Genomic DNA, 12033 nt, shown 5'->3' with positions numbered 1-12033 from the left:
CGAATTCCGGTCTGCGAAACTGACGCAGGCCGCAACTGACGAGGAAACCATGCAGTTCAAACACGTCACGCTCGATTTCGATGGATCGGTCGCGATCCTCAAGCTCGACCATCAGGAGGTGATGAACGCGGTCTCCGTGGATATGCTGGGCGGTCTCGCCGAGGCGCTCGATGCGATCGAGGAGAAGAAGGACGAGGTGCGCTGCGTGGTGCTGACCGGCGCGGGCCGCGCGTTCTGCACGGGCGCGAATCTCCAGGGCCGCAACAACCAGTCGAAGAGGACCAAGGCCGGCCTGACGCTGGAGACGGGCTTTCATCCCTTCCTGCGCCGTATCCGCAATCTGCACTGCCCGATCGTGACGGCGGTCAACGGGCCGGCCGCGGGCGCCGGCATGAGCTTCGCGCTGCTCGGCGACATGATCCTGTGCGCACGCTCATCCTATTTCCTGCAAGCCTTCCGCCGCATCGGCCTCGTGCCGGATTGCGGCTCGACCTGGCTCCTGCCGCGTCTCGTCGGCCGTGCGCGCTCGATCGAATTGTCGCTGATGGGCGAGCGGCTGCCGGCCGAGAAGGCGCTGGAATGGGGTCTCGTCAACCGCGTTTACGATGACGGCGTGCTGATGGAGGAGGCGATGAAGCTGGCGCGCGATCTCGCCAGCGGCCCGACCGTCGCATTGTTCCTGATCCGCAAGCTCTATTGGGACAGCCCGGAAAACTCCTTCGAGGATCAGCTCAATCTCGAATTCCAATGCCAGCTCCGCGCCGGCGACAGCGAGGATTTCCGCGAGGGCGTCGGCGCGTTTCTTGAGAAGCGTCCCGCGCAGTTCAAGGGCAAATGATCGAGCCGCAACTTTCCCGCAGCGTGGTGCGCTGGTGCGAAGGGGCGACCGGCGTCACCGGGGCCGCAAAGCTGTCGGGCGGTGCCAGCCAGGAAACCTGGCGCTTCGACATCATGCATCCTGATGGGCCGATCGGCGCGATCCTGCGCCGCTCGCCGAAAGGCTATGGCGCGGCGCCGACGCGCGCAGCGGGCCTTGGTGCTGAAGCGCAGTTGATGCAGCTTGCGTACGAGGCCGGCGTGCCGTCGCCGCGCGTGCTGCATGTGCTCACGCCGGAGGACGATCTCGGCACCGGCTTCATCATGCAGCGGGTCGAGGGCGAGACCATCGCGCGCAAGATTCTTCGCGACGAGGAGTACGCGGCGGCGCGGCCATTGCTTGCGCGACAGATCGGCAGCATTCTCGCCGGCTTGCATAGATTGCCAAAGGACAAGCTGCCGGAGCTGCGCAGCAGGTCGGCGACCCAGGAGATTGGCGAGTTCGAACGCGACTACCGCAGCCTGAACTGGCCCAAGCCCGTGTTCGAGCTGGCGCTGCGCTGGCTGCGCGACCACGATCCCGGGCCCGCGGCTGAGACGACGTTAGTGCACGGCGACTTCCGCAACGGCAATCTCATCATCGGCGCGGATGGCGTTCGCGCCGTGCTGGACTGGGAGCTCGCCCATCTCGGCGACCCCATGGAGGACCTCGGCTGGGTCTGCGTCAACTCCTGGCGCTTTGGCGAGATCGACAAGCCGGTCGGCGGTTTTGGCACGCGCGAGGAATTGTTCGCGGGCTACGAGGCCGCAGGCCGCAAGGTTGATCCGGCGCGCGTCAAGTTCTGGGAAGTGATGGGCACGCTGCGCTGGGGCATCATGTGCGGCGGCATGATGCAGCGGTTCCGCGAAGGGCCCGACCATTCGATGGAACGCGCCATGATCGGCCGCCGTGCCTCCGAGACCGAGATCGATCTGTTGCGGCTCTTGGCGCCGCGCGGGAGCTGACACATGCAGGACGAACCGACACCCATCGAGTTGACGAAAGCGGTCGCCGATTTCCTCCGCAACGACATCACGCCGCTGATCTCCGGCCACCAGGCCTTCAAGCTCCGCGTCGCCATCAACATCCTCGATCTCGTGACACGGCAGTTGACGCGGGAGCAGGGGAGTGATGCGAGGGAGGTGGAGCGATTGCGTGCGCTGCTCGGCATCGACGGCTCGGTGACGGAGCTGAACCGCGCGCTCGCGGAGCACATCGCCAAAGGTGAAGTTGATCTGGGAACGCCGGGCCTTGCCGAGCATCTGTGGGCGACCACGATGGACAAGCTTGCGGTCGATCAGCCGAATTACGCCTCGTACAAGCGCGAGCTGGGGCGGGGCGGGTAGGCCTCTCCCCGTCATTGCGAGGAGCCCTTGCGACGAAGCAATCCAGACTTCCTCCAGGGAAAGATTCTGGATTGCTTCGCTGCGCTCGCAATGACGATGTTGAGACAGGCGCGCGACCCTCTCCACCGTCATTCCGGGGCGTCGCGCAGCGACGAGCCCGGAAACCATTTGCCCGCACGCGCTGCCGTAAGATGGATTCCGGGTTCGCGCCTAAGCGGGCGCGCCCCGGAATGACAGCAGAGAGAGACGCGACCCTACTTCCCCACCCATTTCGGCGGCCGCTTTTCCGCAAACGCCTTTGGGCCCTCGATGTAATCCTGCGAGGCGACCATCGCCTGCACCGCCGGATAGTCGCGCTGCTCCGCGATCGCCTGCTCCAGCGAGACGCCAAGCCCCTTCTGGATCGCCTGCTTCGAGGCCCGGATCGACATCGGCGAATTCTTGGCGATCATCTCCGCCCAGCGCAGCGCGGCCGTCAGTGCCTCGCTCTGCGGCACCACCTCGTTGACGAAGCCGAGCTCGAGGCCTTCCTTGGCGCTGACATGGCGTGCGGTGAGGATCATGCCCATGGCGCGCTTCAGCCCGATCTGCCGCGGCAGCCGGTGCAGGCCGCCGGCGAGCGCGGCAAGGCCGACCCGCGGCTCGGGCAGGGCGAAGGTCGCGTTCTCCGCGGCGATGATCAGGTCGCAGGCCAGCGCGATTTCGAAGCCGCCGCCCATCGCGACGCCGTTCACGGCGGCGATGATCGGCTTGTCGCAATCGAAGCGCGAGGTCAGGCCGGCAAAGCCGCCCTTGTCCCAACCGCGCTTTCCCCCGGCGGCCTGCCACTTCAGATCGTTGCCGGCGCAGAATGCCTTGTCGCCGGCGCCGGTGACGACAGCAATCCACTGCTCGGGATCGGCGGAGAAATCGTCGAACACCTTTTGCAGCTCGAAATGCGCATCGGTGTGCAGCGCGTTGTAGACCTCGGGCCGCGACAACGTGACGATCGTGATCGGCCCCTTGCGTTCCACTTTTGAGAATTTCAGCTCCATCGCGCGCTCCCGCATTTTCTCATCAAGGAATATTGGCGTCATACTAGCGCGCGAGGGACCTCGAGCACCATCGAATTGCGCAAGGCGCTTTGCGTAGCCGTCACGCCTCGGCTTGCTTGACTTGCGCGTGCTCTTCTCCGCTTAATTATGCGAAGCAAGACTGCGCTTAGCGCCTTAACGCAAAACGATAAAACATTCCGGGAGAGAACCCTTGGATTTCTCATTGCCTGCCGATCTCGTCGCCTATCTCGGAGAGCTCGACCGTTTCATCGAACGCGAGATCAAGCCGCTGGAGGAGGCTGACGACAACATCCGCTTCTTCGATCACCGCCGCGAATGGGCGCGCACCGATTTCGAGAATGGCGGGTTGCCGCGGCATGAATGGGAGGCATTGCTGCGCAAAGCGAAGGATCTCGCCGACGCCGCCGGCCATCTGCGTTTCCCGGTGCCGAAGCAATATGGCGGCAAGGACGGCTCCAACCTCTGGATGGCCGTGATCCGCGAGCATTTTGCCGCGAAAGGCCTCGGCCTGCACAACGATCTCCAGAACGAGCATTCCATCGTCGGCAATTTCCCCGTCGTCACCATGCTCGACCGCTACGGCCGCGACGATCAGAAGGCGATGATCGACGGCTCGATCAGGGGCAAGTACCGCATCACTTTTGGCCTGACCGAGCCGCATCACGGCTCGGACGCGACCCACATGGAGACGCGCGCGGTGTCCGCGACCCGCGACAACGTCAAGGGCTGGATCATCAACGGCGAGAAGATGTGGACAACAGGCATGCACGTCGCCACGCACTGCGCGCTGTTCGCGCGCACCAGCGGCAATGACGGCGATGCGCGAGGGATTACCTGCTTCCTGGTGCCGGCCAAGAGTCCTGGTGTGAAGGTCGAGGAGTATATGTGGACCTTCAACATGCCGACCGATCATCCGCGCGTCAGCTTCACCGACGTGTTCGTGCCCGAAGATGCGCTGTTCGGCGAGGTCGGCCGCGGGCTGTCGCTGGCGCAGTGCTTCGTGCACCAGAACCGCATCCGCCAGGCCGCGAGCTCGCTCGGCGCCGCCGTCTACTGCATCAACGAGAGTGTCAAATACGCCCGAGAGCGAAAGCCGTTCGGCAGGGCGCTCGCAGAAAACCAGGCGATCCAGTTTCCGCTGGTCGAGCTCGCCACCCAAGCCGAGATGCTGCGCCTGTTGATCCGCAAGACCGCCTGGGAGATGGACCAGCTCACCGAGGAGCAGATCGAGCGCGCGCTGTCCGACCGCGTCTCCATGTGCAATTACTGGGCAAACCGCCTCTGCTGCGAATCCGCCGACCGCGCCATGCAGGTCCACGGCGGCATGGGCTACTCACGTCACAAGCCGTTCGAGCACATCTACCGCCACCACCGCCGCTATCGCATCACGGAAGGCAGCGAGGAGATCCAGATGCGCAAGGTGGCAGGGTTCTTGTTCGGCTATATGGGGCCGGGCAAGCATTGAGGCTTGCACTGCTATTGTAGGGTGGGCAAAGCGAAGCGTGCCCACCACCTCTCTCGGTGGGCACGGCGCGTTGCGCCTTTGCCCGCCCTAGGTACCGCTTCTTGCGGAAGCAGTCTGGATTGCTTCGTCGCAAGGGCTCCTCGCAATGACGCAGGAGAGAGGCGCGCACTGTCTCTGCACCGTCATTGCGAGCGAAGCGAAGCAATCCAGAAATGTCACCGCGGTGGTGCTATGGATTGCTTCGGCATTTCGCGATCAATTCACCCGCCGATCCTTCCCCGCCCAATACGGTTCGCGCAGCTGCCGCCGCAAGATCTTGCCGCTCGGATTCCGCGGCAGCGCAGGCAAGAACTCCACGCTCTTCGGCGTCTTGTATCCGGCGATGCGCTCGCGGGTGAAGTTGATGATGTCGGTGGCGCTTGCCTGCTTGCCCGGCTTCATCACCACCACGGCCTTCACCGCCTCGCCCCATTTGTCGTCGGGCACGCCGATCACGGCGGCTTCCGCGACATCAGGATGATCGCACAGCGCGCTCTCGACCTCGGCCGGGTAGATGTTCTCGCCGCCGGAGATGATCATGTCCTTGATGCGGTCGTGGATGTAGAGATAGCCGTCCTCGTCCATGTAGCCGGCATCGCCCGTGCGCAGCCAGCCGTCACCGCGCAGCGTCGCAGCGGTTGCCTCCGGCAAGTTCCAGTAGCCCGCCATGTTGGAGCCCGAGCGCGTCGCGATCTCGCCGACCTGGCGCGGCGGCAGCGGCTTGCCCTCGGGGTCCAGTATCACGATCTCGACGCCCGGCAGCGCCTTGCCGGCCGAGCGCATCCGCTCCAGCCCCTCGACATGATCCTCCGGCGGCAGCGCGACGATGGTGCCGGTGGTTTCGGTCATCCCGTACATCTGCACGAAGCCGCATTTGAAAACTTCGATGCACTCCTTCAGCAGCGCCGCCGGAATGGGAGAGGCGCCGTAGAGCATGTATTTCAGTCGCGAGAAATCGACCGTTTTCGCGCGCGGCTGCCGCACCACGAATTGCATCGCCGCCGGCACCATGAACAGCTTTGTGATGCCCGACTGCTCGAAGAAATCCAAAACCTTGGTCGGATCGAACTCGCGCGCGATCACACCGCGGGCGCCGTGATAGAGCCCCATCACGCCCCAGCCCGAGCCGCCGATATGGAAGATCGGCATCGCCACCAGTGAGACGTCGTCGGTCGACCACCGGTTCCATTCCGGCTTGTCCTCGGCATTGCCGGTCTGCACCAGGTTCAGGAAGTTCGCGTGGCTCAGCATCGCGCCCTTCGGCTTGCCTGTCGTGCCTGAGGTGTAGAGCTGGATCGCGATGTCCTTCGTGTCGATCGGCACGTTTGGATCGTCGCCGCTCTGCGCATCGCGCCACGCCGTAAAATCATGCCACTCCGGTGCGCCGCCTTCGGTGGTGATGATCGTGCGCACGCCCGGTATCTGATCCCTGATCTGGCGAACCTGCGTAATGAATTCCGGCCCGACGAACAGCACCGGCGCCTTGCAATCCGAGACGATGAAGGCGACCTCGGGCCCCGCGAGCCGCCAGTTCACCGGCGCCATCACGACGCCAGCCTTCATCGCACCCATCAAGAGCTCGAAATAGACGTCGCTGTTCTTGCCGAGATAGGCGATGCGGTCGCCCTTCTTGACGCCCAGCGCTATGAGTGCGTTCGCGACCTTGTTCGTCTTGATATCGAACTCGGCAAAGCTGGTGGTGCGGCCCTCGAATTCAAAGGCGATGGCGTTGCCGCGGCTCTTGGCGCGCCCGCGCACCATGTCGGCGAGGTTAGCCAGTGGCTGTGTGGACATGTCTCTCCCGTCGCGTCTTGTTCTTATGCCGCGGAGTGTGGCGTCATCTGTGGGTGAAGACAAGATGGGACAAATCAGCCACGGCTTCGTGTCCCGGACGCGCTGCAGCGCTCTTGCGCTGCTGCGCAGAGCCGGGACCCATGCTGCTTTTTGTGTAGGGAGAGATGGGCCCCGGCTCAGCAGTGCACCACGCCGAAGGCGGCGCGCTGCACTGCGTCCGGGGCACGAGAGAGCTTACCCCCGCTTCGCCCGGTCCTTCTCGTTCTGCGCCATGATGCTCTCGCGCGCGGCTTTCCAGTCGTCGTCGCTCCAGTCGCGAAGCTGGTAGAAGTTGCCGCCCATGGCGAGCGCCTGCGCGCCGTCCATGGCAATGGTCTCGCCGTTGATCCAGTCGCAGCCGCCGGAGATCAGGAACACGGCAACGTTCTGCAATTCCTCCATGGTGCCGACGCGGCCCATCGGGTTCATCGCCTTGGTGCGCGCGCCGGCTTCATCACCCGGCTTGATGCGCTTGCTCATGCCCTCGGTCGGGATTTCACCCGGTGCGATCGTGTTGAGGCGGATGCCGTAGCGGCCCCATTCGGCCGCCAGCGACATCGTCATGGCGTGGATCGCCGACTTGCTCATTGCCGAAGGCACCACGTAAGGCGAGCCGTTGCGCACCCAGGTCGTGGTGATCGAGACGACGTTGCCGGGTTGCTTCAAGGCGATCCAGCGCTTGCCGACCGCATGCGTCACATAGAACGTGCCGTGCATGACGATGTTGGCGACCGCGTCGAAGCCGCGCGGCGAGAGCTCCTCGGTGCGCGAGATGAAATTGCCGGCGGCGTTGTTGATGAGGTCGGTGAGGGGCCCATCGCGGAAGATGGTCTCGATCATCTCCTCGACCGCGAGCGCATTGCGGATGTCGACGCCGTGGCTGGTGACGCGGCCGCCATACTCGGCCATCAGCTCGGTTGCGGTCTCGTCACAGACGATCTTGCGCCGGCCGCAGATGTGCACCTCGGCGCCGAGCTGGAGGAAGCGCGCCGCCATCGATTTGCCGAGCCCAGTGCCGCCGCCGGTCACGAGAATGCGCCGTCCGGCCAGAAGATTTTCCTTGAACATCGCTGTTTCTCCCGTACGGATTGTCAGTTAATTGGTTGATTGACTAAATCCGGCCGCCGGCGTCCTGTAAAGCGGCACTGAACAAGAACAGGGGAGAATTCATCCATGGAAGATCGCGTCTCCATCTCGATCTCGGAAGGCGTTGCCGACGTGCGTCTGGTGCGCGCGGACAAGATGAACGCGCTCGATCAGGCCATGTTCGAGGCCCTTGTTGCCGCAACCGACCGGCTTTCGAAGGAAAAAGGCGTGCGCGTCGTCGTGTTGTCCGGCGAGGGCCGCGCCTTCTGCGCCGGCCTCGACATGGGGCGTTTTGCCGCCATGAAGGAGAAGGGCGGTAATGGAATTCCGGGTGGCGAAAATCGCGATCTCACGGTGCGCACGCACGGCCAGGCGAACTTCCCGCAGCAGGCGGTATGGGGATGGCGCCAGCTTCCGGTGCCAGTGATTGCGGCCGTGCACGGCGTCGCCTTCGGCGGCGGCTTCCAGCTCTCGCTCGGCGCCGACATGCGCTTTCTCTCCCCGGACGCGCGGATGTCGATCATGGAGATCAAGTGGGGGCTCGTCCCTGACATGGCCGGCACGCCGATCCTGGCCTCGCTGGTGCGCGACGACAGTTTGCGCGATCTCACCTATACCGGCCGCATCTTCTCCGCGCAGGAGGCGATGGCTTATGGCCTCGCCACGCGCATCTGCCGACGACCCGCGCGCGGCCGCGCTCGAAGTGGCGCGCGAGATCGCCGGCAAGAGCCCGGACGCGATCCGCGCCGCAAAACGGATGCTGAACAATCTTTCGGTCGATCCGGGACCTGCGCTGCTCGCCGAATCCGCCGAGCAGCAGAAGCTGATCGGCAGTGCGAACCAGACCGAGGCGGTGCGCGCCAATCTGGAGAAGCGCGCGCCGAAGTTTGCGGATTAATTTTCCGTCATTCCGGGATGCGCCGTAGGCGCAGGTCCGGAATCCATCGAGCCGCATACTCTGCCGTAAAATGGATTCCGGGTTCGATGCTTCGCATCGCCCCGGAATGACGAGCTGAATGGTATCCACGCTTCAACCCGACGAAAGATCGGAAAACAACAATGAGCGAAACGTCCCAGTTCCTCGGCATCGTCTCCGGTGACCGCCGCCGCTCTCATGCCGAGGTCGCCGATCGCGCCGATCGCATCGCCTCCGGGCTCGCCAAGCTCGGCGTCCGGCAGGGCGACTGCGTTTGCATGCTGATGCGCAACGACATCGCCTTCCTGGAAGCTGCCTACGCCGCGATGCGGCTCGGTGCCTACGGCGTGCCGATCAACTGGCACTTCAAGCCGGAGGAGATCAACTACATCCTGAACGACTCCGGCACGTCAGTCCTGATCGCACATGCCGACATGCTGCACGGCTTGCGTGATGCGATCCCAAGTGGCGTCACCGTGCTCAGCGTGCCGACGCCGCCGGAAATCCGCTCGAACTACAAGATCGATTCCGATCATCTGAAGACCCCCGATTTCGCGATCGATCTCGAATCCTGGCTCGCGCAACACCAGCCCTATGACGGCCCGGTCGTGCCGCAGCCCATGAACATGATCTACACCTCGGGCACGACAGGCCATCCCAAGGGCGTCCGCCGCAACGCCCCGACGCCGGAGCAGCAGGCGGCCGGCGAGCGCATGCGCGCGATGATCTATGGGCTCAAGCCAGGTGCCCGCGCGCTCCTGCCGGGCCCGCTCTATCATTCCGCGCCGAACTCGTTCGGAATCCGGGCCGGCAAGCTCGGCGGCGCGCTGGTCCTGATGCCGCGCTTCGAGGCGGAAGAATTCCTCGAGCTGATCGAGCGCTTTGGGATCGACACCATCTTCATGGTGCCGACCATGTTCATCCGCCTGATGAAGCTGCCGGAGGCGGTCCGCAAGAAATACGACGTCTCCTCGCTGCGCCACGTCATCCACGCCGCCGCGCCATGTCCGGCCGACATCAAGCGCGCCATGATCGAATGGTGGGGGCCGGTGATCTACGAGTTCTACGGCTCGACCGAATCCAGCGCTGTGACCTTCGCAACCTCCGAGGATGCGCTGAAGAAGCCCGGGACCGTCGGCAAGATTTCGCCCGGCGCCGAGCTGCGCTTCCTGGGCGAGGACGGCCGCGTGCTCGGCGTCGGCGAGATCGGCGAGATCTATTCCCGCATGGCTGAGCTGGCCGATTTCACCTATCACAACAAGCCCGAGAAGCGCGCCGAGATCGACCGCGACGGCTTCATCACCTCCGGCGACGTCGGCTATATCGACGAGGACGGCTACGTCTTCATCTGCGACCGCAAGCGCGACATGGTGATCTCGGGCGGCGTCAACATCTATCCGGCCGAGATCGAGTCGGTGCTGCACGCCTTTCCCGGCGTGCACGATTGCGCGGTGTTCGGCATCCCCGATGCCGAGTTCGGCGAGGCGCTGATGGCCGTGGTCGAGCCGCAAGCCGGCGTCACGCTCGATGCCGCCGATGTCCGCGCGCGACTGAAGACCTCGCTCGCCGATTACAAGGTGCCGAAGCACATCCAGATCCGCAGCGGCTTGCCGCGCGAAGATTCCGGCAAGATTTTCAAGCGCCGCCTGCGCGATCCCTATTGGGAGCAGGCGGGGCGGAAGATTTGATACTCCGTAGCCCGGGTGAGCGAAGCGATACCCGGGATACTGAGAGTAAGGTCCCGGATGTCGCTTCGCTCATCCGGGCTGCCTTGCTGTCTCCACGAACTCGACCGTCATCCTGAGGTGCGCGCCCTTGCGCGCCTCGAAGGATGGGCCGCGAGCGCCGGTAGCTCCATCCTTCGAGGCTTCACCTTGCGATGCAAGAGCATCGCAAGGTTCGCACCTCAGGATGACGCCGGTGTGTGTGGTTGACGTCGGTTCGGGCCACGAGAGATAACCGGGATTGGACGTCGGCTTTGTCTTCGCAGGGACAATTTTCGCGCCTATATAGTCAAAATCATCGACTGCGCGGATCGCCCCATGACCCCCGTTTCCATCCTGCTCAACATCCTCTGGATCCTCATCGGCGGTGCCTGGATGGCGTTCGGCTGGCTGATTGCCGCGGTCATCATGGCCGTCACCATCATTGGCCTGCCCTGGGCGCGGGCGGCGTTCAACATCGCCGTCTACACGCTGCTGCCGTTCGGCTCGAAGGCGGTCAGCCGCTATGACGTGACCGGCGTCGAGGATATCGGCACCGGCCCGCTCGGGGTGATCGGCAACATCATCTGGTTCGTGCTCGCCGGCTGGTGGCTGGCGCTCGGCCACCTCGTGACCGCGCTGGTGCTCGCTATCACCATCATCGGCATCCCCTTCGCCTGGGCCCATCTGAAGCTCGCGGGCATCGCGCTCTGGCCGATCGGCAAGGTGATCGTGCCGGCTTAGGGCGTGGACCCATCAATGTCGGCCTCCGGCGGCGGAGTGGAATTCGCCCTGCTTGCGGGGCATCGCCGGCTGATGACCCAACGCGGGCGTTCGCTGAAAAGCAGCGGACCGATCCGGGCTTGATTGCCTCGGCGCCGGAACGTGGGCTTTCGAATGCCACAAGCTTTCTGCCGAGGGAGCCATGAGCTTCGGCTATCTGCCCATCCTCGTGCGTCGCGCTGGGACTAGCGGGCTACTGATCGCTTGATCGGCTTAGGCTTACGCGCGGCGGGTTTCACTTAACAGCGTATGAGTGCCTTGTTGCGGGCACGGCAAATACATTTCGCCGCTTCCTCGTCGCACGGACAAGATGCGGTTGGGTCCTGCCAGTTACCTCTTTAGCTGATGATCTCCTTGACCTTGATGCCGCGCAAGGCTTCGATGCAGTCGGCCACCAAATGCAAGAGTTCTTGCCGCTTTATGTTCTTCACTTGGCGGCCTTCCATATTGACGAGAATGAATCTCGCCATTTCGTAGGCGACTTCAAACTGCGATTTGCCGGCAACCTCGACATCGATTTTTTCAGCCATTTCGCTCACCGCTGGCTGTGCTTGGAAAGCAGCTGCGCATGGGTAAACCTATAGGAAAGCGGGTGGCCCGGTCGAGTCCGGATCCGGCCCCCCGGGCGAGCCGCATTGAACTCGCCAGCTCCGCTCGCCATGTGTGGGAGACAGCTTGGAGCAGACAATGAAGAAGCTTTTCACCTGTGTGGCGATCATGGGCTGCTTGATCGCCTTCCACTCCGTCGCGCAAGCCCGCTCTGCATTCGACGGCTCCTGGGACCTCATTTTCGCGACGCAAAGAGGACCTTGCGATGCGACCTACAATTTCACCGTCAACATCACCGACGGAATAGTTACACATCCGAATTTGGTCCGGTTCAGAGGCTATGTGGCGCGTTCCGGCGCAGTTCGGGCGTCGGTGATAGTTCAGGACAAATTCGCCTCCGGC

At 63.8% G+C, this 12033-nt stretch carries 10 protein-coding genes and 1 pseudogene; 7 read left to right on the top strand and 4 right to left on the bottom strand.

What is annotated here, in order from left to right; translation table 11 throughout:
* The first annotated feature begins 49 nt into the window (after window positions 1–49).
* The 3 genes from ACVIIV_RS32530 to ACVIIV_RS32520 are packed head-to-tail and all read left to right on the top strand — an operon-like array spanning window position 50 to window position 2202.
* The gene (locus ACVIIV_RS32530; RefSeq protein WP_456747831.1) at window positions 50–838 is read left to right on the top strand and encodes an enoyl-CoA hydratase/isomerase; all 789 of its coding nucleotides are present in this window, start codon (window positions 50–52) and stop codon (window positions 836–838) included.
* Window positions 835–1821 (top strand): phosphotransferase family protein, encoded by a 987-nt coding sequence (locus ACVIIV_RS32525; RefSeq protein WP_456747830.1) that lies wholly within the window; start codon window positions 835–837, stop codon window positions 1819–1821. Before ACVIIV_RS32530 ends, ACVIIV_RS32525 begins: the two co-directional genes overlap by 4 nt.
* 3 nt (window positions 1822–1824) lie before the next feature.
* Window positions 1825–2202: a DUF6285 domain-containing protein gene (locus tag ACVIIV_RS32520; protein WP_456747829.1), complete on the top strand. Its 378-nt coding sequence runs from the start codon at window positions 1825–1827 to the stop codon at window positions 2200–2202.
* A gap of 254 nt (window positions 2203–2456) precedes the next feature.
* On the opposite strand, the gene ACVIIV_RS32515 is transcribed toward ACVIIV_RS32520, so the two are convergent.
* On the bottom strand, window positions 2457–3236 hold the full coding sequence (locus tag ACVIIV_RS32515) for an enoyl-CoA hydratase-related protein (protein WP_456747828.1): 780 nt from the start codon (window positions 3234–3236) through the stop codon (window positions 2457–2459).
* 211 nt (window positions 3237–3447) lie between these two features.
* Between ACVIIV_RS32515 and ACVIIV_RS32510 the strand changes: the two genes are divergently transcribed.
* The gene (locus ACVIIV_RS32510) at window positions 3448–4722 is read left to right on the top strand and encodes an acyl-CoA dehydrogenase family protein (RefSeq protein WP_456747827.1); all 1275 of its coding nucleotides are present in this window, start codon (window positions 3448–3450) and stop codon (window positions 4720–4722) included.
* A 255-nt stretch (window positions 4723–4977) separates the two neighbouring features.
* Here the strand turns inward: ACVIIV_RS32510 and ACVIIV_RS32505 are convergent, their stop codons facing one another.
* Window positions 4978–6555 (bottom strand): fatty acid--CoA ligase, encoded by a 1578-nt coding sequence (locus ACVIIV_RS32505; protein ID WP_456747826.1) that lies wholly within the window; start codon window positions 6553–6555, stop codon window positions 4978–4980.
* Window positions 6556–6789: 234 nt separating this feature from the next.
* Window positions 6790–7662, bottom strand: coding sequence for an SDR family oxidoreductase (locus ACVIIV_RS32500; RefSeq protein WP_456747825.1), 873 nt, complete (start codon window positions 7660–7662; stop codon window positions 6790–6792).
* Between the two features lie 105 nt (window positions 7663–7767).
* On the opposite strand from ACVIIV_RS32500, the pseudogene ACVIIV_RS32495 reads away from it, so the two are divergent.
* The 3 genes and pseudogenes from ACVIIV_RS32495 (at window position 7768) to ACVIIV_RS32485 (ending at window position 11043) form a co-directional block, all read left to right on the top strand.
* Window positions 7768–8578 (top strand): annotated as a pseudogene (locus tag ACVIIV_RS32495) (crotonase/enoyl-CoA hydratase family protein).
* A 161-nt stretch (window positions 8579–8739) separates the two neighbouring features.
* A complete protein-coding gene (locus ACVIIV_RS32490) occupies window positions 8740–10284 on the top strand; it encodes an acyl-CoA synthetase (protein WP_456747824.1) in 1545 nt (514 codons plus the stop codon).
* Between the two features lie 354 nt (window positions 10285–10638).
* Window positions 10639–11043, top strand: coding sequence for a YccF domain-containing protein (locus ACVIIV_RS32485; protein WP_456747823.1), 405 nt, complete (start codon window positions 10639–10641; stop codon window positions 11041–11043).
* Between the two features lie 377 nt (window positions 11044–11420).
* On the opposite strand, the gene ACVIIV_RS32480 is transcribed toward ACVIIV_RS32485, so the two are convergent.
* Entirely contained in the window at window positions 11421–11612 is a 192-nt protein-coding gene (locus tag ACVIIV_RS32480; protein WP_456747822.1) for a hypothetical protein, read from the bottom strand.
* Window positions 11613–12033 lie beyond the last annotated feature (421 nt).

Source organism: Bradyrhizobium sp. USDA 4354, assembly GCF_054060315.1.
Note: the sequence above shows the minus strand (reverse complement) of the source record. Positions and strands in the feature narration are given on the sequence as shown.